Annotated in this window: 15 protein-coding genes, 2 tRNA genes and 2 rRNA genes; 12 read left to right on the plus strand and 7 right to left on the minus strand. The window is 66.1% G+C overall.

Annotated features, from left to right (window positions below):
* Window position 1: 1 nt before the first annotated feature.
* The 5 genes from O5M90_RS25360 (at window position 2) to O5M90_RS25380 (ending at window position 4,875) form a co-directional block, all read left to right on the plus strand.
* Window positions 2-78 (plus strand) — tRNA-Ile (locus tag O5M90_RS25360).
* An 18-nt stretch (window positions 79-96) separates the two neighbouring features.
* Window positions 97-172, plus strand: a tRNA-Ala gene (locus tag O5M90_RS25365).
* A gap of 335 nt (window positions 173-507) precedes the next feature.
* Window positions 508-3,388 (plus strand): 23S ribosomal RNA (locus O5M90_RS25370).
* Between the two features lie 211 nt (window positions 3,389-3,599).
* A 5S ribosomal RNA gene (gene rrf / locus O5M90_RS25375) occupies window positions 3,600-3,712 on the plus strand.
* A 113-nt stretch (window positions 3,713-3,825) separates the two neighbouring features.
* Entirely contained in the window at window positions 3,826-4,875 is a 1,050-nt protein-coding gene (locus tag O5M90_RS25380; RefSeq protein ID WP_269841105.1) for an adenosine deaminase, read from the plus strand.
* Here the strand turns inward: O5M90_RS25380 and O5M90_RS25385 are convergent.
* Window positions 4,808-5,761, minus strand: coding sequence for a helix-turn-helix domain-containing protein (locus tag O5M90_RS25385; RefSeq protein ID WP_269841084.1), 954 nt, complete (start codon window positions 5,759-5,761; stop codon window positions 4,808-4,810). The two genes, O5M90_RS25380 and O5M90_RS25385, sit on opposite strands and share 68 nt — an antisense overlap.
* Before the next feature lie 135 nt (window positions 5,762-5,896).
* Between O5M90_RS25385 and O5M90_RS25390 the strand changes: the two genes are divergently transcribed.
* From O5M90_RS25390 to pbpC, 3 genes are all read left to right on the plus strand, one after another.
* A complete protein-coding gene (locus O5M90_RS25390) occupies window positions 5,897-6,991 on the plus strand; it encodes a BMP family ABC transporter substrate-binding protein (protein ID WP_440402435.1) in 1,095 nt (364 codons plus the stop codon).
* Between the two features lie 70 nt (window positions 6,992-7,061).
* Window positions 7,062-12,926, plus strand: a complete 5,865-nt coding sequence (locus O5M90_RS25395; RefSeq protein ID WP_269841082.1) for an alpha-2-macroglobulin family protein — start codon at window positions 7,062-7,064, stop codon at window positions 12,924-12,926.
* Window positions 12,923-15,031 carry a penicillin-binding protein 1C gene (gene pbpC, locus O5M90_RS25400; RefSeq protein WP_269841081.1) on the plus strand — a complete coding sequence of 703 codons (2,109 nt, stop codon included), beginning with the start codon at window positions 12,923-12,925 and terminating at the stop codon, window positions 15,029-15,031. Before O5M90_RS25395 ends, pbpC begins: the two co-directional genes overlap by 4 nt.
* On the opposite strand, the gene O5M90_RS25405 is transcribed toward pbpC, so the two are convergent.
* The 3 genes from O5M90_RS25405 to O5M90_RS25415 form a co-directional block, all read right to left on the minus strand.
* A complete protein-coding gene (locus O5M90_RS25405) occupies window positions 15,022-15,831 on the minus strand; it encodes an amidohydrolase family protein (RefSeq protein WP_269841080.1) in 810 nt (269 codons plus the stop codon). The genes pbpC and O5M90_RS25405 overlap by 10 nt on opposite strands.
* A complete protein-coding gene (locus O5M90_RS25410; RefSeq protein WP_269841104.1) occupies window positions 15,824-16,759 on the minus strand; it encodes a tripartite tricarboxylate transporter substrate binding protein in 936 nt (311 codons plus the stop codon). Before O5M90_RS25410 ends, O5M90_RS25405 begins: the two co-directional genes overlap by 8 nt.
* A gap of 82 nt (window positions 16,760-16,841) precedes the next feature.
* Complete coding sequence (locus tag O5M90_RS25415) at window positions 16,842-17,579, minus strand: GntR family transcriptional regulator (protein ID WP_269841079.1); 738 nt, start codon at window positions 17,577-17,579, stop codon at window positions 16,842-16,844.
* A 172-nt stretch (window positions 17,580-17,751) separates the two neighbouring features.
* Between O5M90_RS25415 and O5M90_RS25420 the strand changes: the two genes are divergently transcribed.
* Both O5M90_RS25420 and O5M90_RS25425 read left to right on the plus strand, forming a co-directional pair.
* A complete protein-coding gene (locus O5M90_RS25420) occupies window positions 17,752-19,311 on the plus strand; it encodes an ABC transporter substrate-binding protein (RefSeq protein ID WP_269841078.1) in 1,560 nt (519 codons plus the stop codon).
* 28 nt (window positions 19,312-19,339) lie between these two features.
* Window positions 19,340-19,978, plus strand: a complete 639-nt coding sequence (locus tag O5M90_RS25425; protein ID WP_269841077.1) for a protocatechuate 3,4-dioxygenase — start codon at window positions 19,340-19,342, stop codon at window positions 19,976-19,978.
* On the opposite strand, the gene O5M90_RS25430 is transcribed toward O5M90_RS25425, so the two are convergent.
* Complete coding sequence (locus O5M90_RS25430) at window positions 19,979-20,410, minus strand: GNAT family N-acetyltransferase (RefSeq protein ID WP_269841076.1); 432 nt, start codon at window positions 20,408-20,410, stop codon at window positions 19,979-19,981.
* A gap of 144 nt (window positions 20,411-20,554) precedes the next feature.
* On the opposite strand from O5M90_RS25430, the gene O5M90_RS25435 reads away from it, so the two are divergent.
* Window positions 20,555-20,776 (plus strand): YgaP family membrane protein, encoded by a 222-nt coding sequence (locus O5M90_RS25435; RefSeq protein ID WP_269841075.1) that lies wholly within the window; start codon window positions 20,555-20,557, stop codon window positions 20,774-20,776.
* Between the two features lie 10 nt (window positions 20,777-20,786).
* Window positions 20,787-21,143 (plus strand): carboxymuconolactone decarboxylase family protein, encoded by a 357-nt coding sequence (locus O5M90_RS25440; RefSeq protein ID WP_269841074.1) that lies wholly within the window; start codon window positions 20,787-20,789, stop codon window positions 21,141-21,143.
* 6 nt (window positions 21,144-21,149) lie between these two features.
* On the opposite strand, the gene O5M90_RS25445 is transcribed toward O5M90_RS25440, so the two are convergent.
* Window positions 21,150-21,848, minus strand: coding sequence for a tellurite resistance TerB family protein (locus O5M90_RS25445; protein WP_269841073.1), 699 nt, complete (start codon window positions 21,846-21,848; stop codon window positions 21,150-21,152).
* 38 nt (window positions 21,849-21,886) lie between these two features.
* The gene (locus O5M90_RS25450) at window positions 21,887-22,369 is read right to left on the minus strand and encodes a DUF456 domain-containing protein (RefSeq protein ID WP_269841072.1); all 483 of its coding nucleotides are present in this window, start codon (window positions 22,367-22,369) and stop codon (window positions 21,887-21,889) included.
* Window positions 22,370-22,408: the final 39 nt, after the last annotated feature.

Genomic DNA, 22,408 nt, shown 5'->3' on the forward strand with positions numbered 1-22,408 from the left:
TGGGTCTGTAGCTCAGTCGGTTAGAGCACCGTCTTGATAAGGCGGGGGTCGCTGGTTCGAATCCAGCCAGACCCACCACGGATTTGAAAAGATCCCGGGGGATTAGCTCAGCTGGGAGAGCACCTGCTTTGCAAGCAGGGGGTCGTCGGTTCGATCCCGTCATCCTCCACCATTCACTCTGAACGATCTGGTTGACAAACCAAAGCATCCAAGTTGCCGCAAGGCGAGGGGGTTGTTGTGGTTTGTCAGTCAATATTGGCTGTTGTTCTTTAACAATTTGTAGAGTCGAATCAGCGCTGCTAGCGGAAAGCGAGATCTCGTAAAGGGGATTGAGCACCGTGCCGCTAGTAGCATTTTGATTGCGTCAACATAGACTTCAACTGAGCAAGAAATTGTTTAGGTATGAAGAACGGCGTAACGCGTGAATACTCAATAACGTATGGACCGATGAAACGGGTCTGTACGAGTTCTTGACCGACAGTGCAGTCAGCGCTGTCAAAGTTATAGGGTCAAGTGACTAAGTGCATGTGGTGGATGCCTAGGCGATTACAGGCGACGAAGGACGTGATAGCCTGCGATAAGCTTCGGGGAGCTGGCAAATTAGCTTTGATCCGGAGATTTCCGAATGGGGAAACCCACCCCGCGAGGGGTAACGCATACTGAATACATAGGTATGCGTGGCGAACCGGGTGAACTGAAACATCTCAGTAGCTCGAGGAAAAGACATCAACCGAGATTCCGAAAGTAGTGGCGAGCGAAATCGGAGTAGCCCTTGCGTTTTAGCAGTTGGCATATCAGAACGGAATGGAAAGTCCGGCCATAGCGGGTGATAGCCCCGTATGAAAAATGTTGATTGTGGAACTAAGCGCAAATAGAGTAGGGCGGGACACGTGAAATCCTGTCTGAATATGGGGGGACCATCCTCCAAGGCTAAATACTCGTAATCGACCGATAGTGAACTAGTACCGTGAGGGAAAGGCGAAAAGAACCCCGGGAGGGGAGTGAAATAGATCCTGAAACCGCATGCATACAAAAAGTAGGAGCCCGCAAGGGTGACTGCGTACCTTTTGTATAATGGGTCAGCGACTTACATTCAGTGGCGAGGTTAACCGAATAGGGAAGCCGTAGAGAAATCGAGTCCGAATAGGGCGAATTAGTCGCTGGGTGTAGACCCGAAACCAAGTGATCTATCCATGGCCAGGATGAAGGTACCGTAACAGGTGCTGGAGGTCCGAACCGACTAATGTTGCAAAATTAGCGGATGAGCTGTGGATAGGGGTGAAAGGCTAAACAAACTTGGAAATAGCTGGTTCTCTCCGAAAACTATTTAGGTAGTGCCTCAAGTATTACCATCGGGGGTAGAGCACTGTTATGGCTAGGGGGTCATGGCGACTTACCAAACCATTGCAAACTCCGAATACCGATGAGTACAGCTTGGGAGACAGAGCACCGGGTGCTAACGTCCGGACTCAAGAGGGAAACAACCCAGACCGCCAGCTAAGGTCCCCAAAATTGGCTAAGTGGGAAACGAAGTGGGAAGGCTAAAACAGTCAGGATGTTGGCTTAGAAGCAGCCATCATTTAAAGAAAGCGTAATAGCTCACTGATCGAGTCGTCCTGCGCGGAAGATGTAACGGGGCTAAGCCAGTTACCGAAGCTGCGGATGTGCAATTTATTGCACGTGGTAGGAGAGCGTTCTGTAAGCCTGTGAAGGTGGGTTGTGAAGCCTGCTGGAGGTATCAGAAGTGCGAATGCTGACATGAGTAGCGTTAAAGGGGGTGAAAAGCCCCCTCGCCGAAAGCGCAAGGTTTCCTACGCAACGTTCATCGGCGTAGGGTGAGTCGGCCCCTAAGGCGAGGCAGAGATGCGTAGCTGATGGGAAACAGGTAAATATTCCTGTACCGATCTGTAATGCGATGTGGGGACGGAGAAGGTTAGCTCAGCCGGGTGTTGGATGTCCCGGTTCAAGCGTGTAGTCGTGCTCTTTAGGCAAATCCGGAGAGCTTAGATGAGGCGTGATAACGAGTCTGCTTGCAGACGAAGTGAGTGATACCCTGCTTCCAGGAAAAGCCACTAAGCTTCAGTTACAGATTGACCGTACCGCAAACCGACACTGGTGCGCGAGATGAGTATTCTAAGGCGCTTGAGAGAACTCTGGAGAAGGAACTCGGCAAATTGACACCGTAACTTCGGAAGAAGGTGTGCCTCTAGTCAGTGAACCATTTACTTGGGGAGCTAAATGAGGCCGCAGAGAATCGGTGGCTGCGACTGTTTATTAAAAACACAGCACTCTGCAAAGACGAAAGTCGACGTATAGGGTGTGACGCCTGCCCGGTGCTGGAAGATTAAATGATGGGGTGCAAGCTCTTGACTGAAGTCCCAGTAAACGGCGGCCGTAACTATAACGGTCCTAAGGTAGCGAAATTCCTTGTCGGGTAAGTTCCGACCTGCACGAATGGCGTAACGATGGCCACACTGTCTCCTCCAGAGACTCAGCGAAGTTGAAATGTTTGTGATGATGCAATCTCCCCGCGGAAAGACGGAAAGACCCCATGAACCTTTACTGTAGCTTTACATTGGACTTTGAACAGATCTGTGTAGGATAGGTGGGAGGCTTTGAAGTAGGGACGCTAGTTTCTATGGAGCCAACGTTGAAATACCACCCTGGTGTGTTTGAGGTTCTAACCTTGTCCCGTTATCCGGGATGGGGACAGTGTATGGTGGGCAGTTTGACTGGGGCGGTCTCCTCCCAAAGTGTAACGGAGGAGTTCGAAGGTACGCTAAATACGGTCGGAAATCGTGTTGATAGTGCATTGGCATAAGCGTGCTTGACTGCGAGACTGACAAGTCGAGCAGGTACGAAAGTAGGACAAAGTGATCCGGTGGTTCTGTATGGAAGGGCCATCGCTCAACGGATAAAAGGTACTCTGGGGATAACAGGCTGATACCGCCCAAGAGTTCATATCGACGGCGGTGTTTGGCACCTCGATGTCGGCTCATCTCATCCTGGGGCTGTAGCCGGTCCCAAGGGTATGGCTGTTCGCCATTTAAAGAGGTACGTGAGCTGGGTTTAAAACGTCGTGAGACAGTTTGGTCCCTATCTTCCGTGGGCGCTGCAAGATTGAGAGAGCCTGCTCCTAGTACGAGAGGACCGGAGTGGACGCACCTCTGGTGTATCGGTTGTCACGCCAGTGGCATCGCCGAGTAGCTAAGTGCGGAAGAGATAACCGCTGAAAGCATCTAAGCGGGAAACTCGTCTCAAGATGAGTCTTGCCGGGGCCTTGAGCCCCCTGAAGGGTCGTTCGAGACCAGGACGTTGATAGGCTGGGTGTGGAAGCGCAGTAATGCGTTAAGCTAACCAGTACTAATTGCCCGTGAGGCTTGACCCTATAACTTTGATTGTGCTTGAGCTTTTAAAAGCTTGGCTGTCAAAGAGAACAGGTTGAGTAAACACAAGTTATGCTGTTCTTCAGAAGTCTGAATTGAACGCAATCAAAATCAAAGCTGATTCGACGCGCAGTACACCAAATCTTGGTATACTGCGCAGCTCTACAAATTGGGCCTGTTGTTCACCAAAGAACAGCAAGCCAACCAGTTAAGCCTGATGACCATAGCGAGTTGGTCCCACTCCTTCCCATCCCGAACAGGACAGTGAAATGACTCAGCGCCGATGATAGTGCGGATTCCCGTGTGAAAGTAGGTCATCGTCAGGCTAATATCCCCAGAAACCCCCGCCTCGCAAGAGGCGGGGGTTTTTGCTTTGGGGGGCTCGCCGGCGCGCTATATTCGCGCTGTCGACATCAACCGAGTCCGAGAGGTGCGAATCATGAGCGCATTGGATTTCCCGGCCTTCTCACGCGCGGACTTGCTCGATGTGCTGCGGCGTGCGCCCAAAGCCGAGTTGCACATGCATATCGAGGGCTCGCTGGAGCCCGATTTGATGTTCAAGCTGGCGCAGCGCAATGGCATCGCCCTGCGCCATGGGAGTGTCGAGGCCTTGCGGGCGGCCTACCGGTTCGAGGATCTGCAGAGCTTTCTCGACATCTACTACGCTGGCGCTGCGGTGCTGCTGACCGAAGCCGATTTCTTCGACATGGCCTGGGCCTATTTCGAACGCGCAGCAGCTGACAACATTGTTCACGCCGAGCTGTTCTTCGATCCTCAGACCCATACATCGCGTGGCGTCAGCATGCAGGATTTGATGCAAGGGCTGCATCGTGCCGGCGTGAAAGCGGGTCAGGAACTCGGGATCAATGTGCAATGGATACTCTGCTTCCTGCGGCACCTCAGCGAAGCCGATGCGCTCGCGACCTTGCGCCAGGCGCTGCCCTACCGTGAGCTGATCAGCGGTGTCGGGCTGGACAGCAGCGAACGTGACAACCCACCGGACAAGTTCATCCGCGTGTTTCAGCAAGCCGCCGAGTTAGGGCTGCATCGCGTCGCTCACGCCGGTGAAGAGGGACCGCCATCCTATATCTGGAGCGCTTTGCGGGATCTGGACGCGGAGCGTCTGGACCATGGCGTGCGTGCCGCCGAGGATGCAGAGCTGATGAGCTATCTGGCCCATGAGCGCGTGCCCTTGACGGTCTGCCCCTTGTCCAATGTGAAGCTGCGAGTGTTCGACAGCCTGGCCGATCACAATCTACCGGCCTTGCTCGACGCTGGCCTGTGCGTGACCATCAACTCCGATGATCCGGCCTATTTCGGCGGGTATCTGAATGACAACCTGCTGCAGACCTTTGAGGCCCTGCCGCAGCTGGGTGTCCATCATGCTTATCAGCTGATCCGCAACAGTTTCGAAGCGAGCTTTATCGACGAGGCGCTGCGGCGGCGCTGGATGGGCGAGCTCGATCGCGCGTTCGGTTTGGCGTCTTGAGCTGCGTCGGCCTGTGCGTGGCCCGCTGCCGCCATTCGGTGGGCGACACACCGGTCTGCCGCTGATAGAAGCGGGTGAAGTAGGCCGCATCGGCAAAACCCAGGCCGTGAGCGATCTGCTTGACGCTCATGCTGGTGTAGGCCAGTTCGCGCTGCGCCTCCAGCAGCACGCGGCCCTGCATCAGGCGTGAGGCCGAACAAGCCAGCACCTGCTGGCAGACCCTGTTGAGCTGCGTGGCACTGATGCCCAGCAGGGCCGCGCAGCTGCCGAGCACGGGCTGCTGCCGGAACTGCTGCTCGATCAGGGCGCGAAAGCGCTGCACATGCTCCAGCGCACGCCCGGCGGGTCGGCGCGAATCGGGCAGCTGGTGCAGCGCGAGCAGGCGTCCGCAATGCAGCAGCAATTGCATCAAGGCCAGGTCGATGCCCAGCGAACGCCAGGCCGCCGTGCCCAGGAACTCTTCGCGCAGATGTCTGGCTGCGCGGGCCAGTGGGGCAGCCGCTGCGGCCGTCAGGCTCAGAACATCGGCCCTGCGCAGCAGCTTCTCCAAGCGCGGTTCCGCGCTCAGCAGCTTGTTGGTGTGCTGGTCCAGCACCGTGATCACCAGGCCCTGCACAGTTGGCTCGAAGCGGAATCCGTGCACGGTACGGGGCGGCAGAATGAAGATGCAGGGTCCCTGGATGCTGCGCTCCACACCGTCCAGACTCAGCTCGCAGCCGCCTTGCTCTATCCAGAACAGCTGGAACAGTGATTCATGCCGATGCGGCCGGATCTCCCAGTCGTGCAGCCGGCTGCGCTCGGCGATCGACTCGCAATGAAGCCAGTCCACATCGAGGGTCAGGTCTTGTTCGCCGTGACGGGTATAGGTGGGCAGGGGCGATTCCACGTCGAGTCAATCCTGTGCTGCTGTGGCCGGTGCTTGCTGGCCGCAAGTATGCGGCCCCGCGCCTCGGTTTTGTCCGCCCCAGCGACGACAATGGTGACCGGTCAGGCCTTGCCCTGGCCACTCACCACTGGAGCCATGATGAAGAGCGTCACTTCTAAAATACGCAGGCTAGCCACGGCCTTGCCCTGTACTTTGTTCGCGCTTGTCCCGCTGCTGGCTGTGCCCGGCGCGGCGGCCGATGCGCCAAAAGTAGGCTTTGTCTACGTCAGCCCCATCGGCGATGCCGGCTGGACCTATCAGCATGAGCAGGGACGCCGCGCGCTCGAGAAGGACTTGGGAATCAAGACCACGGCTGTCGAAGGCGTGGCCGAGGGCGCCGACGCCGAGCGCGTGATGCGCGATCTCGCCACCCAGGGCCATACGCTGATTTTCGCGACCAGCTTCGGCTATCTGGAGCCGGCGCTGCGTGTCGCGGCGGACTTCCCGGCGCTGAAGATCGAGCATGCGGGCGGCTACAAGACGGCCGCCAATCTCAACACCTACAACGCGCGGTTTTATGAAGGCCGCTATCTCGCCGGCCTGCTGGCGGGCAAGAGCAGCCGCAGCGGTGTGGCGGGCTATGTGGCTGGCTTTCCCCTGCCCGAGGTCGTGCAGGGCATCAATGCCTTCACCCTGGGCATGCGGGCCGTCAATCCGAAAGCGCGGGTCGTGGTGATCTGGTTGAACGCCTGGTACGACCCACCGCGTGAACGCGAGGCCGCACTGACGCTGATCAACCAGGGCGCCGATGTGCTGACCAACCACAGCGGTTCGCCCGCCGTGCCCCAGGCGGCCGAGGAGAAGGGCGTCAAGCTGATCGCCTACACCAGCGATATGCGCCGCTTCGCACCGACCGCGCAGCTGGCGGCCGTGACCCATCATTGGGGTGGCTACTACACCAGGGTCACCCAGGCGGTCGGGGCCGGCCGCTGGCAGCCGCAACCGGTCTGGGGCGGCCTCAAGGACGGCATGGTGCAACTCACAGCCGTCCATCCCTCGGTCGACAAGCGCACGCGGGCGCTGCTGGAGCAGCGCCGCCACGACATCGTGCAAGGCCGCTTTCAGCCATTCTCGGGCAGGCTGGTCGACAACGAAGGCCAGGTCCGCCAGGCCAGCGGGGCGATGAGCGACCCAGCCATCGCGACGATGAACTGGTTTGTCGACGGCGTGCAGGGCAAGCTCAGCAAATAGCACGCCTTGGCGACATCGCCTGTCCTAGACTCCCGTGCAATTGCTTGAATTGCATGGCCTGGGAGGGCAGATGAATCGCATTGTGTTGAAGCCGTGGCTGGCGCTGGGCCTGTTGGCGTTTGTATCGATGGCGGCCGAGGCCGCCAGCGTCACGGCGGTCAGTCCGCAGGGTGAGGTGGCCCAGGCCCGTCAGCTGCGGCTGAAGTTCTCGGAGGCTGTGGTCCAGCAGGGCGATCCGCGTTTGCCGGACCCGGCACGGCTGGTCTGCGAAGGCCTGGGCGCCTTGCCCGGCAGCGGCCGCTGGTCCAGCGCCAGCGAATGGTTGTTCGACCTGAACGAGCCGCTGCCGGCAGGCGCGCGCTGCAAGATCCAGCTGCGCGCCGAGTTCAAAACGCTCAGCGGCGAGCTGAGCGGCCCGCGCGAGTTCGGCTTCAACACCGGCGCGCCCAGCATCGTGCAGACCGAGCCCTGGACCGGCAGCCAGATCGAGGAAGAGCAACACTTTCTGCTGCAGCTGACCGGCCCGGTCACCGAGGCCAGCGTGAATCGCCAGGCCTGGTGCGAGGCCGAGGGCATCGGCGAGCGCCTGCCGGTCAAGGTGGTTGGCGGCGCGCCGCGCGAGGCCCTGCTCAAGGCCCGGCGCATTGCGGCCAAGGCAGCGGAGCGCTGGCTGCTGCTGGCCTGCCAGCGACCGCTGCCGCCCGGCGCCAAGGTGCAACTGGTCTGGGGGCCAGGTATTGCCTCGGCGCTGAACTCGCAGCTGCTGACCCGTGCCGAGCAACGCTTCGACTACCGCGTGCGCGAGCCGCTGACGGCCGAGTTCAGCTGCGAGCGCGAGCGTGCCGGTGCGCCCTGCCTGCCGATTCGGCCGCTGTCGCTGCGCTTCTCCGAGCCGGTGCCGCGCGCGCTGGCGATGCAGGCCCGGCTCAAGCCCGCCAGCGGTGCGGCCATTGCGCCGCAGCCCGACAAGGACGACAAATCGCCCGAGACCAGCGAGGTCCGTTTCCCGACCCCGCTGGCAGAGAATGCCAGCTTCACATTGGAGTTGCCCGCCGGACTGAAAGACGCCAGCGGCCGCAGCCTCAGCAATGCGGCCAGCTTTCCGCTCAAGGTCGCCACCGGTGGCGCGCCGCCGATCGCCAAGTTCGCGGCCGCGCCCTTTGGCGTGATCGAACGCGAGGCCGAGGGGCCGGCCCTGCTGCCGATCACGATGCGCCATGTGCAGCAAGACCTGGCCCCGGGGCAGGCGGCCGGCACAACGGCTGGCGCAACGGCCGGCCAGGTCCGCATCAAGCGCCTCACCAGCGACGCCGAGGTGCTGGCCGCCTATTTGCGCGTCAAGCGCTGGCATGAGAACCAACTGCCTGCGCGCGAGCTGGGCCTGCCGTCCTCGCAATGGACCGAGACGCACAGCGAGACCAATAGCCGGGGCCAGACCATCAGTCGCAAGGTTGATCGCTATGTCGCCACCCGCGAGGTCGCGATGCTGGACAAGGATGCCAGCGCCCAGCGTCTGGACCTGCCGGTGCTGGCGCAGGGCGAACGCCCTTTCGAGGTGATCGCACTGCCGATCCGCACGGCCGGCTATCACCTGGTGGAGCTGAGCTCACCGCGCCTGGGCCGGGCCTTGCTCGACAAGGCCGCGCCCATGTATGTGCGCACCGGCGTGCTGGTGACCAATCTGGGCGTGCATTTCAAGTGGGGCCGTGAGAACAGCCTGGTCTGGGTCACCAGCCTGGACCGCGGCCGCCCGGTCGCCGGCGCCGAGGTGGCCGTGAATGACTGCCGTGGCCAGCGCCTGTGGGCGGGCAAGACCGATGAGCAAGGCCTGGCCACAGTGCCGCAGGCGCTGGAGATGCCGCGCGGGCAGCAGCGCTGCGAGGGTGAGTACGGCTTCTTCGTCACGGCCCGCAAGGCCGAGGACATGGCTTTTGTGTTCAGCAACTGGAACCGTGGCATCGAGTCCTGGCGCTTCAATGTACCGACCGCGCGCGGTGCTGTGGCCGATGCCCGTGCCCATACGGTGCTGGACCGCAGCCTGCTGCGTGCCGGAGAAACCGTGTCGATGAAGCATTTCTTCCGCATCGAGACCGGGCTGGGTCTGAGCCTGGCCAAACCCGAGCAACTGCCCACCCGCCTGAAGATCACGCACGAAGGTAGCGGCCAGGAGTTCGTCCAGCCGCTCCAATGGGAGGGCAGCCGCAGCGCGGCCTCCAGCTGGAACATCCCGCCCGCCGCCAAGCTCGGCGTCTACCGGCTGGAGCTGGAGCGCGAGGGCGCGGACAGCAGCCAGCGGCGCCGCTGGCCGGCCGGGGACTTCCGCGTCGAGGAGTTCCGCGTGCCCCTGGTCGAGGCACGTCTGTCTGCGCCGAAAGGTGTGCTGGTGGCGCCTGCGGAGCTGCAGATCGGCGCGCAGCTGAACTATCTCTCGGGCGGTGCCATGGCGGCCACGCCGCTGCGCGTGAGCGCGATGCTGAGGCCGCGTGGCGTCGCGTTCGCGGGCTATGAGGACTTCAACTTCCAGCCGCCCGGCGACCCCTCGCAGCCCGATGCCGACGAGGACGCCGAAGCCTCGGCCCAGCGCGGCGCCAAGCTGGTGGCCGACAAGCTGGCCTTCACGACCGACCGCCAGGGCGCCGCCAGCATCGTGCTGAAGGCCCTGCCCAAGCTGGAGCAGCCCAGTGAGCTGCTGACCGAAGTGAGCTTCAACGACCCCAACGGCGAGTTGCAAACCGCCGCGCAGCTGCTGCCGCTGTGGCCATCCAAGCTGGTGCTGGGCCTGAAAGCGAGCTCCTGGGCCAGCAACCGCGGCAAGGTGGCCTTCAAGGTGCTCGCGCTCGACACGGCCGGCAAGCCGGTCGCGGGCCAGAAAGTCACGGTGCGCGCACGCCTGACGCAGACCATCAGCAGCCGCAAGCGCATGGTCGGCGGCTTCTATGCCTATGACAACCGAAATGAGGTGAAGGACCTGGGCGAGGTCTGCAGCGGCACCAGCGATGCCAAGGGCCTGCTGCAGTGCGAAGCCACACTGGATACGGCCGGTCAGATCGATCTGATCGCCGCCGCCAAGGACGGCGACGGTCGCCCCGCCCAGGCCGCCACCGGCGTCTGGATCACCGGCCAAGGCGAGCTCTGGTTTGCGCAGGACAACGACGACCGCATCGATGTGCTGCCCGAGAAGCGCGCCTACGCCCCCGGCGAGACCGCGCGGCTGCAGGTGCGCATGCCCTTCCGCGAGGCGACGGCCCTGGTGGCCATCGAGCGCGAGGGCATTCTCGACACCCAGGTGGTGCAGCTGCGCGGCGACGATCCGACGGTCGAGGTCAAGATCAGCAAGGCCTGGGCACCCAACGTCTACGTCTCGGTGCTGGCGTTGCGCGGCCGCATCCGCGATGTGCCCTGGTACTCCTTCTTCAGCTGGGGCTGGAAGGCGCCGCGCGACTGGTGGCGCGACTGGCGCGCCAGCCGCGACTACCAGGCGCCCACGGCCATGGTCGATCTGTCCAAGCCGGCCTTCAAGCTCGGCGTCGCCAGCCTGCAGGTGGGCCTGGCCGAGCACCAGCTGCAGGTCGCGGTGACGACCGACAAGCCGCAGTACGGCGTGCGCCAGACCGTGCACGCCCGTATCAAGGTCAGCCAGGACGGCAAGCCCCTGGCCGGTGCCGAGCTGGCCTTTGCCGCTGTGGACGAAGGCCTGCTGGCGCTGCGCCCCAACAGCAGCTGGGATCTGCTGAGCGCGATGCTGCAGCAGCGCAGCTGGGGCGTGGAGACCGCCAGTGCGCAGAGCGAGATCATCGGCCGGCGCCACTATGGCCGCAAGGCCGTGGCGGCCGGCGGTGGCGGCGGGCGTGGTGGCACGCGCGAGCTGTTCGATACCTTGCTGCTATGGCAGCCCCGGGTCCAGCTCGATGCCAAGGGCGAGGCCTTGATCGAAGTGCCGCTGAACGACTCGCTGAGCAGCTTCCGCCTGGTGGCGATTGCCGACGCCGGCGCGCAGAAGTTCGGTAGCGGCGCGGCGACGGTGCGGGTCACGCAGGACCTGCAGCTCCTGTCCGGCCTGCCGCCGCTGGTGCGCGAGGGCGACCAGTTCCAGGCCATGCTGACGGTGCGCAACACCACCGGTCGGGAGATGAAGCTGCGTGCCAGCCTGGCTGGCACGGCCAACAGCGGCGCGGAGGCGATCACGCGCACGCCGCTGGCCCTGCAGCCGCAAGACCTGACCCTCGCGGCCGGCGCCGCGCGCGAGCTGCAGTGGACGGTGACCGTACCCGCCGGTGCTTTCAGCCTGGGCTGGGAGGCTGAGGTGCTGGAGCAGGGCGGCGGCACAGCCCGCGACCGCATGAAGTTCACCCAGGCGGTGGTGCCGGCCGTGCCCGTGCGGGTGTTGCAGGCCAGTCTGGCGCAGCTGGAGGGGCGCTTCAGCCTGCCGGTGGCCGCGCCGGGCGATGCCTTGCCGGCAAGCGGCATCAAGCAGGGCGGTCTCAATATCGCGCTGCAGCCACGCCTGACCGGCGCCCTGCCGGGCCTGCGCCGCTTCTTCGAGAGCTATCCCTACACCTGCCTTGAGCAGCTCGGCTCCAAGGCCTTGGGCCTGCAGGATGACAAGCAGTGGCAGGCGCTGATGGCGCGGCTGCCGACCTATCTGGACGCCGAGGGCCTGGCCAGCTACTTCCCTCCCAGTGCTGACGCGGCGCCGCGTGGCAGTGACCGGCTGACGGCCTATCTGCTGTCGGCCAGCCATGAGGCGGGTCAGGTCTTGCCCGAGCCGGCGCGCACGGCGATGCTGGACGGGCTGACGGCCTTCGTCGAAGGCCGCATCACGCGCCAGACCTGGTCGCCCAAGCCGGATCTGGAGTTGCGCCGGCTGGCCGCGCTGGAGGCCTTGTCGCGCCACGGCCGCGCCCATGCGCGCATGCTGGCCACGGTGGACGCACGCAATGTGTCGACCTGGCCGACCGCCGCGCTGATCGACTGGCTGTTGATTCACCAGCGCCTCAGCGCCGCACCCGAGCGCGACAAGCGCCAGGCCGAGGCCCAGGCGCAGCTGCGCGGCCGCCTCAGCTATGCCGGCAGCACGCTGAAGTTCAGCAACGAGGAAAGCGATGCCTGGTGGTTGATGGACAGCGCGGACGGCAATGCGTCCCGGCTGATCCTGGCTGTGCTCAATGAGCCGGGCTGGAAGGAGGAGCTGCCGCGCCTGCTGCAGGGCGCGCTGGGCCGCCAGCAGCGCGGCGCCTGGTCCACCACCACGGCCAATCTCTGGGGCGTGCTGGCGCTGGAGAAATTCGCCGCACGCTTCGAGGCAAGCAAACCTTCCGGCAAGACAGTGGCCAGCCTGGGCGGCAAGAGCCTGAGCCTGGACTGGGCGTCGCGTGCCGAGGGCGGGGCGCTGCTGCTGCCCTGGCCGGCCGAACCGGCCGCCACGCTGAACGTCGAGCAGCAGGGCAGCGGCAAGCCCTGGATGACGGTGCAAAGCCTGGCCGCGATTCCCTTGAAGGCGGCGCTGAACTCGGGCTACCGCGTCAGCCGCTCGCTGCAGACCGTCGAGCAGAAGACCAAGGGCCAGTGGAGCCGGGGTGATGTCGTGCGGGTGCGGCTGGAGCTGGAGGCCCAGGCCGATATGAGCTGGGTGGTGCTGTCCGACCCGGTACCTGGTGGCGCGACGATTCTCGGCTCGGGCCTGGGCGGACAGTCGGGCATCGCGGTCCAGGGCGAGCGGCGCGAAGGCACGGCCTGGACCGCCTACGAGGAGCGCGGCTTCGAGGCTTGGCGCGGCTATTACGAGTTTCTGCCGCGCGGCAAGCATGTGATCGAGTACACGCTCAGGCTCAATAACGCCGGGCGCTTCCAGCTGCCGCCGACCCGGGTCGAGGCCATGTACGCGCCCGACAGCTTTGGCGAGTTGCCCAATGCCGCGCTGGAGGTCGGACCTTGAAACCGAGCTGGCTGCTCGCAGCGTTGCTGGCCTGCGGCTCGGCGGCCCAGGCCCTGCCCGGCTTTGCCGAGTTTCGCAGCGCGCACAAGGTCTCGGACTATCTCTTGCTGGACCGCCACGGCGAGCCGCTGCAGAGCCTGCGCCTGGACAAGACCCGGCGCGCGCTGCCCTGGGTGCCGCTGGCGCAGATGTCGCCGGCGCTGTTGCAGGCCCTGCTGCTCAGCGAGGACCGGCGCTTCTACGAGCACAGCGGTGTGGACTGGGGCGCGGTGGCCGCCAGCGCCTGGGGCAATCTGTGGAACGAGCGCACGCGTGGCGCCTCGACCCTGACGATGCAGCTGGCCGGGCTGATGGATGCGGACCTGGCCCGGCCGGCTGCGGGCCGCAGCGCGACCCAGAAACTGGGCCAGGCCTTCAGCGCCAAGCGCCTGGAAGCGCGCTGGAGCAAGGCGCAGATTCTCGAGGCCTATCTGAACAGCGCGCCCTTTCGCGGCGAGCTGGTCGGCATCGCGGCGCTGTCGCAAACCCTGTTCGGCAAGCAGCCGGCCGGGCTGGACGCGCAGGAGGGCGCGATCGCCGCCGCCCTGCTGCGCGCGCCGAACGCCAAGCCGGCCGCCGTGGCCCAGCGCGCCTGCGCGGTACTGAAGGAGCAGGGTCTGAGCTGTGCCGGTGTCGAGGGGCAGCTGACGGCCGCGCTGCAACGCCGCGCCGGCATGCCGCTGGGCGAGCAGCTGGCGCCGCACTACGCGCGCCAGGTCTTGCGTGCCGACGGCCCGGCCGCGCAGCGCAGCAGCCTGGACGGCCGCCTGCAGCGACTGGCCGTCGCGACCCTGAAGCGCCAGCTGGCCGAGCTGGGCGGGCGCAATGTCGAGGACGGCGCGGTGCTGGTGCTGGACAACGCCAGCGGCGCGGTGCTGGCCTGGGTCGGTTCCAGCGGCGGCAGCCTGTCGGCAGCGCACGAGCTGGACTTCGTGCTGGCCCGGCGCCAGCCCGGCTCGACCCTGAAGCCCTTTGTCTACCAGCTTGCGCTGGAGAAGCGCCTGATCACCGCCGCCAGCCTGCTGGACGATTCACCGGCCCAGCTCAGCACCGGCCATGGCTTGTATCTGCCGCAGAACTACGACCGCAGTTTTCGCGGCTGGGTCAGCGCCCGCGCGGCGCTGGGCAACAGCCTGAACGTGCCGGCCGTGCGCCTGGGCGCGATGCTGGGCGCCGACGCCCTGTTCGAGCGTCTCAACAGCTGGGGCCTGGCCCTGCCCGAGAGCGGCGGCTATTACGGCGATTCGCTGGCCCTGGGCAGCCCCGATGTGAGCCTGCTGGCCCTGAGCAATGCCTACCGCGCGCTGGCCAATGGCGGGCGCTGGGGCCCGGTGCCCGGCCGCCCTCAGCGCCGCGTCGCCGATGCCGCCAGCGCCTTCATCGTCGCCGACATGCTGGCCGACAACAGCGCGCGGGCGCTGAGCTTCGGCCTGGACAGCGAGCTGGCCACGCGGGGTTTCGCAGCCGTCAAGACCGGCACCAGCAAGGATCTGCGCGACAACTGGTGTGTCGGCTTCAGCGAGCGCTACACGGTGGGCGTCTGGGTCGGCAATGCCGGCGGCGAACCGATGCACGGCGTCAGCGGTATCAGCGGGGCCGCACCGGTCTGGCAGGCGCTGATGGCTTATCTGCACCGCGACCAGCTCTCGAAGCCGCCGGCCGCACCGCCGGGCCTGCTGCGCCAGACCGTGGCCTTCGAGCCCGGCGGCGAGCCCGCCCGCCCGGAGTGGTTTGTGCGCGGCACCGAGCAGGCCCGCATGCGCGCCAGCGCCCAGCAGGCCACCCAGCAGATGGCCGGCATCGCCAACCCGCGCGACGGCGCGATCTATGCGCTGGACCCCGACATCCCGCCGGCCGCGCAGAAGATCCGCTTCGAGGGCGAGTCCGGTGTCTGGGTGCTGGACGGCAAGCGCCTGGGGCGCGGCGCCCGCCTGGCCTGGGCGCCTTGGCCGGGCCGGCATGAGCTGAAGCTGCTGGGCTCGCGGGGTCAGGTCTTGCAGGAGATCAAGTTCGAGGTGCGCGGGGCGACGCTGAAGACCGCCAGCGCCGCGACCGCTCAGCGGTAGAGCGTCTGCGGATAGTCGTTGCGAACGGCCTCGGCGCGCTCGCCACCCAGCGCCTGCCGCACCGGAGTCCAGGTCGCGTCATAGGGCAGCGGGTCGGTCGGGTCCAGGCTGGTATGCGGCCAGTCCGAACCCCAGACCATGCGGGTGTCGAAGAGCGTTGCCACCCGTGTGATCAGCGGCTGCATCGCGACATAGGGTTGCCGGGCATTGAGCCGGTACCAGCCCGAGAGCTTGATCCAGGCGCCACCCCGTGCCAGAGCTTCCAGTGCGGACCAGGCCGGATCGCTGTCGGGTGTGCCGGCCATCAGCCCGGCCAGATGGTCGAGCACAAAGACCAGGCCGGTCTCGGCCTGCAGCCGGGCCAGCTGCGGCAGCTCGGCCCGGTCCACATACCATTGCACATGCCAGCCGCGCTCGCGCAGCCGGGGCGCCAGGCTCAGCAAGGCTTCGGCGGGATCGGCGCTGTGCCCCACCGGCGAGACCCTGTTGAAGCGGATGCCGCGCACGCCGGCGGCGTGCAGCAGGTCCAGCTCGGCATCGCCGACCTCGGGCGCGACGACGGCAATGCCGCGGTGCCTCCCCGGTGCGGCCTGCAGCGCCTGCAGCATCACCGCGTTGTCGCAACCGTAGACGCTGGGCTGCACCAGCACCAGATGGCCGACACCGGCCGGTGCCGCATGGATTTCTATCTCGGCCAGATCGCGGGTGGCGGGGCGGTAGTGCCCCGCGAGTGTGGCCGCCGCGGCCGAGAACACATGGACATGGCAGTCCCAGCCGCCGTCAAGCCTGTTCTTATTCACGGGTGATGCCACGCTCTTTGACCACGCGGCCCCACAAGATTTGCTGCTGCTTCAGGAAGGCCGCAGCCTGCTGATCATTGCCGGCGAAGACATCGCCGCCCAGCGCGCGGATGCGGCCCAGCACCTCGGGGTCGGACTTGGCTTTCTGCAGCGCCGCGATCAAGGTCGCGCGCAGCTCGCTCGGCAGGCCGGCCGGCGCCAGCACCGGGTTCCATTCCAGCACCTCATGACCCTTGACGCCAGCCTCGGCCATCGTCGGCACCTCGGGCAGGCTGCGCGAGCGTACGCTTGCGGTGACCGCCAGTGCGCGCAGCTTGCCCGACTGGATATGACCCAGCGAGGACGCCACATTGGCGAAGAACAACGGCACCTGGCCGCCCATCACATCGGTCAGGGCCGGGCCGCCGCCACGGTAGGGCACATGGATCAGCTTGACCTTGGCCAGGTCCTCGAACAGCGCGCCGGCCAGATGCTGGGCCGAGCCATTGCCCGAGGAGGCATAGGCGATATGGCCCGGCTTGGCGCGCGCCAGACGCAGCACATCGGCCACGCTCTTGGCTTCGAAACTGGGCGTGCAGACCAGCACATTGGGGAACTGCGCGATCAGGCCCAGCGGGGTGAAGGCGGTCGCGGTGTCATACGGCAGCTTGGGGAACAGCGCAGGGTTGACCGCGAAGGACGAGGCGTCGACCAGCAAGCTCGTACCGTCCGCCGTTGCGCGTGCCACCTGGTTGGCGGCAATCGTGCCGCTGGCGCCGGGCTTGTTCTCGACCACAACGGGCTGGCCCAGTGCCTCGGCCAGCTTTGGCGCGATCAGGCGGGCGATGATGTCGGCGCCGCCGCCGGGCGGGTAGCTGACGACCAGGGTCACCGGTTTGCCGCCGGCGATGGCCGCCGCAGCGGGCCTGATGGCCCAGGGGGCCAGCATGGACGCGCCGGCGGCACCGAGCAGCCGGCGGCGGGTCTTGGAAGAGGGGAAGTAGCTCACGGCGGGGCCTTTCGGTCGGGGGTCAGGAGATGGAGACGGTGTAGTGGAAGGCGTGGGCATCGCCGCGCGAGCTGCGCCACTCGATGCAGCGCCCGCTGATGTCGAAGGCCTGGCGCTGCACGATGGCGCAGGGATGAGCCGTGGGCAGCTGCAGGGCTTTCGCATCGGCGGCGCCGAGCTGGCCGAAGCTGATCTGGTCGACCGCGCGGTGCACATGGACGCCGCAGGCCGCCGCCAGATGCGGATAGAGCAGGTCGCCCCAGCCGGCGGTATCGCTGTGCTGCAGCGCCGCGCACAGCGGCAGGGGCAGCCAGATCTCCTCGGCCAGCCGCGGCAGCCCGTCCAGCAGCCGCAGCCGCCGCAGCCGCAGCACCGCATCGCCCGCCGTGAGGCCCAGCATATGGGCGACGGCCGCCGGCGCCGCCAGCGTCTGGCGCGAGACGATGCGGGACTTCGGTGTCTCGGTGCCGTCGCCGAAGCGGAAGAAACGCAGCATCGGCGCGCCGCTCAGGCCGGCGCGCACAAAAGTGCCGCGGCCATGGATGCGTTCGATCAAGCCCTGCTCGACCAGCAGGGCCAGCGCTTGGCGCATCGTGCCCAGCGCGACGCCATGCTGGCCTGCCAGCGTCTGCTCTGCCGGCAGTGCGCTGCCGGGCGGCCATTCGCCCGCCACGATGCGGCTGCGCAGCGCTGCCGCCAGCGCGCCATAGCGGCTCAGGCCGGGTGGCTGCTCGATGGGCGCGGCGGTATGGGCTGGCATGTTGATCTAGTCCTATAGAGGTGTAGATCAATGTAGCGCGTCTCGGCAGGCGCCGTCAAGCGCGAGGCACGCCCACAGGAAAGCGATCATTGCCCGCCCCCGGCGGCGCTGGGCATACTCCCCCACCATCAACAACAGGGGATGCCGGATGCAATGCAATGCGATGCGATGGATGGCCGCCGTCGGCCTGGCCGCTTTGGCCCTGCTGCCGGGGCTGTCCTCGGCCCAGCCCAAGCTGCTGCGCTACGCCAGCGCCTTCGATCCGCAGACCATGGACCCCCATGCGCTGACCCTGCAATACCACTCGCGGGTGGTGACACAGATCTACGAGGGCCTGGTCAACCGCGATCAGCAGTTCCGGCTCGAACCCTCGCTGGCCCTGTCCTGGGCCCCGCTCGATGCCAAGACCTGGCGCTTCAAGCTGCGCCCCGGCGTCAAGTTCCATGATGGCAGCGCCTTCAGCGCCGACGATGTGGTGTTCTCGATCGCGCGAGCGCTGGCGCCGACCTCGCAGCGCGCCGCCCAGCTGCGCGGTGTGCTCGGCGCGCGCAAGGTCGACGCGCTGACGGTCGACTTGCAGCTCTCCGAGCCCGATGCCATCCTGCCCGAGAAGCTCTGGCTGATCGCGATGATGAGCCAGTCCTGGAGCGAGAAGCATCAGGTGACGAAGCCGCAGGACTACAACGCCAAGCAGGAGACCCATGCGGTCCGCCATGCGATGGGCACCGGCCCCTTCATGCTCAAGCAGTACGAGGCCGATGTGCGCACCACCCTGGTCGCCCACCCGGCCTGGTGGGGCCGGGCGACGCAGCAGGGCAATCTGGACGAGGCCCAGTACCAGGTGATCCAGTCCGACGCGACGCGGCTGGCCGCGTTGCGCTCGGGCCAGGTCGACTTCGTCATCGACCCGCCCTTCCAGGACGTGGCCCGGTTGCGCCAGGACCCGGGGCTGAAGCTGCTGGAGACCGCCGATATCGGCACGCAATACCTCGCCTTCGACCAGCACCGCGAAGAACTGGCCGGCAGCAATATCAAGGGGCGCAATCCCTTCAAGGACCTGCGGGTGCGCCGTGCCGTCTACCTGGCCATTGATATGGACCTGATCGCGCGCCAGGTCTTGCGCGGCCAGGCGGTGTCCACCGGCAGCCCCGTCTCCAGCCTGGTCGATGGCTATCTGCCGGCGCTGGAGCGGCGCCCGGCACCTGACCCGGCGGCGGCCCGCGCGCTGCTGAAGGAGGCTGGCTACCCGCAGGGCTTCTCGACCAGCATGGACTGCGTCAACGTCTCCTACCGCCAGGCGGTCTGTCAGGCCATCACCGCGATGCTGGAGAAGGTGGGCATCAAGGCCAACCTGATCGCCTCGCCCAGCAGCCTGTTCTTCCCCAAGTTGAGCCAGGCCACCGGCAGCCTGATCGAATATGGCTGGACGCCCGGCGGCGACGCCTGGAATGTGCTGAACTCGCTGGTGCGCAGCCACGGCCCGTCGGCCGGCGCCTTCAATGCCGGCCGCTACAGCAACAGCCGGCTGGACGCCTTGATCGACGCGATTGCCACCGAGCCCGATCTGGCGCTGCGCCGCCAGCGGGTCGGCGAGGCGCTGAACCTGATGCGCGCCGATCTGCCCCTGCTGCCGCTCTACCGCATCAAGCACAGCTGGGTGATGCGGCCCCAGGTGCAGGCGGCGCAGTGGCCCAATAGCGTGCTGGAGCTGCGCTGGGTCAGAATCGACTGATCCGTCATCCCCAGCCGAGGAGGGCCGCATGTCATCAGTCCCCGTCAGCGACACGCGCCGCCGCGCGCTGAGCCGCCTGGCCCTGCCGGCCGCGCTATCGCTGCTGCCCGGCCTGGCGCGCGCCCAACCGCTGCGCCCGACCCCGGCCCAGACCGAGGGGCCTTTCTACCCAACCGAGCTGCCCGCCGATACCGACTTCGATCTGCTGCGCCAGGGAACGGCCCGCTATGCGCGCGGCCAGGCGGCCTGGCTCGAAGGCCAGGTGCGCGACACCGCGGGGCGGCCGCTGGCCGGCGCCCTGGTCGAGATCTGGCAGTGCGATGCCGACGGCCACTACCGCCATCCGCGTGATGGCGGCCGCGCCGATCCGGCCTTCCAGGCCTTCGGCCGTGTCGCCACCGATGCCGAGGGCCGCTACCGCTTCCGCACGCTGCGCCCGGTGGCCTACGAGGGGCGCACGCCGCATATCCATCTGAAGCTCAAACGCGGCGCGCGAACGCTGCTGACCACCCAGCTCTATGTCGAGGGCGATCCGGGCAATGAGCGCGACTTCCTGTGGCGCAGCCTGCGCGACGCCCGCGACCGCGCGGCGCTGACCCGGCCCTTCGAGGGCGCGGACGGCGGCGAGCTGCGGGCGCAGTTCCCGCTGGTCGTGGCGCTGAGCTGATCAGTCCTCGGCCAGATGGCCGCGCGCGATCGCCTGGGCCTCGTTCTCGAAGATGGCCATCGCGGTCAGCAGGCGCCGAAAGCCCAGCTTGCGGTAGAAGGGCTCCTTGCCCGGCACCGAGTACAGGATGATCTTCTTGTGGCCCTGGGACAGGCGGACCAGGTGCTGCACGATCTCGCGCCCCAGCCCCAGGCCCTGATGGCTGGGCAGCAGCGCGACATCGCAGACATAGGCGCAGTCGACCCCGTCGGCCAGCACCCGGCCGGCGCCAACCAGGCGGCCCTGCTCGCGCACCAGGCAGCGATAGCGGCTGTTGCTGAACGCCGTCTTCAGATCGGCGGCGTTCTTCGTGCCCAGCGGCGCGGCGCGGTACAGCGCCGCCAGTTCTTCCCAGTCCAGCTCGTCGATGTTGTCCGACCATTGCAGTGACACGGCATTTCCTTCTTGGGTATCAGGTCGGCCGCCAGCATAAAGCCTGCTGGTTTCCTGTCCTGTATCAAGCTGCGCCCTGCGCATCGGCCTCACAGTGAGCTCCAGGGGAGGGCGTCGTGCCCATGGCCCCGCAAGGAGAGATGGATGAACACCAATGTCGGCGGCATCGATCGCGTGCTGCGCATCACTCTTGGGCTGGCTCTGATCGGCGCCACGCTCTATGGCGCCATCGGTCCCTGGGGCTGGATCGGCTTGCTGCCGCTGGCCACCGGCCTGGTCCGGATCTGTCCGGCCTATCTGCCTTTCGGCCTGTCGACCTGTGCCCTGAAGAGCGGCAGCGGCAGCAACAACAACAACAAGCGCTGAGGAGCTTGACATGTCCACTGCAGCAAATGGCTACCGCCATCTGACCCAGCATGTCTCCACGCAGCTGGCGGGCTTGAGGCAGAGCACGCCGGGCGTGATGCAGGCCTTCGGCGAGCTGGGTCGTGCGGCCATGGCCGAGGGCACACTGGACAAGAAAACCAAGGAGCTGATCGCGCTGGCCTTGAGCGTGGCGGTGCGCTGCGATCCCTGCATTGGCTATCACACCCAGGCTCTGGTCAAGCTGGGCGCGACGCGCCAGGAGCTCGACGAGACCCTGGGCGTAGCCACCTATATGGGCGGTGGCCCCTCGCTGATGTATGCGGCCAGCGCGATCACCGCCTTCGAGGAATTCAGCGCCAAGGGATAGGCCTGCTCAGGCCGCCAGAGCCTGCGCCTCCAGCTCGGTCTTCAAGCCGGCCGGCAGCTTCAGCTGCTTGGCCAGCTCGTCCAGATAGGCGCGCTCCATGAACGTGGTCTCGTCGACCACCAGCAGGCTGGCCAGATACATCTCGGCGGCCAATTCGGGCGTGGCGGCGGCCTGGGCCACCTCGGCCGGGTCCAGCGGGCGGCGCAGCTCGGCCTCGAACCAATGGCGCAGCGTGGGGTCGGCCTCCAGCCGGTTCAGCTCGGCCTCGACCAGGCCGCGCTCGCGCTCGTCCAGATGGCCGTCGGACTTGGCTGCGGCAATCATCGCTTTCAGCATCGCGCGGCTGTGCTGCTCCTGCTCGGGCGCGGGCAGGCGATCGACGGTGCGCGCCGGAGCGGGTGTGGCCGGCTGACCCGCTGGCTGGCTCTGCTGCGCCTGCCAATTGCTGTAGGCCTTGTAGGCCATCAGGCCCAGCGCTGCGATGCTGCCGTACTTCAAGGCCTTGCCGCCGTAGCTGCGGCCGCGCTTGCTGCCCAGCAGCAGGCCCAGGGCCCCGCCCGCCGCCGCGCCCAGCCCCAGCTGGCCCAGACCTTTGCCGCCGCCACCGAGGCTGCTGCCCAGATTGCCCAGCCCGCCGCCGGCCTTGCCGTCCAGCATCGCCAGACCGGATTTCAGCAGTTGTTCCAATGTCGACTGTGCGCTCATCGCTCGTCCTTGGTGAGTGGAAGAAGAAGTGGCTGGGCTCAGACCAGCAGCGCCACGATGAAGATGCCCACCATCATGAAGGCCAGCACAACCTTGGCCAGCAGCCCGGCCATCAGGCCCAGCCAGGTGGACAGGCCGACCGAGACGGCGCGCTGCTGGTCGCGGCGCGCCAGGTATTCGCCGACGGCGGCGCCGACCAGGGGCATGAAGAGCACGCCGATCAGGCCCATGAACAGGCCCGCGACGGTGCCCAGCGCCGCGCCGACCAGGGCCTGGCGGCTGGCACCGGCGCGCCGCGCGCCCATCAGACCGGCCACATACTCCAGCACCCAGGCCAGCACGGCCAGCAGGCTGATCAGCGTCAGGCTGGGCCAGCCGACATGGGCGAAGTTGTCGATCCAGGCACCCAGCACGATGCCGGCCAGCACCAGGGCCGTGCCGGGCAGGGCCGGCAAGATGGTGCCGGCCAGACCGACGACGATCAACACGACACTCAAGATCCACAACAGGGTGGGACTCACGCTGGCCTGCTACGCAGTGTTTGAATTCCGGCAGTTGGG

The sequence above is a fragment of the Paucibacter sp. M5-1 genome, assembly GCF_027498415.2.
Classification (GTDB): Bacteria; Pseudomonadota; Gammaproteobacteria; order Burkholderiales; family Burkholderiaceae_C; genus Roseateles_E.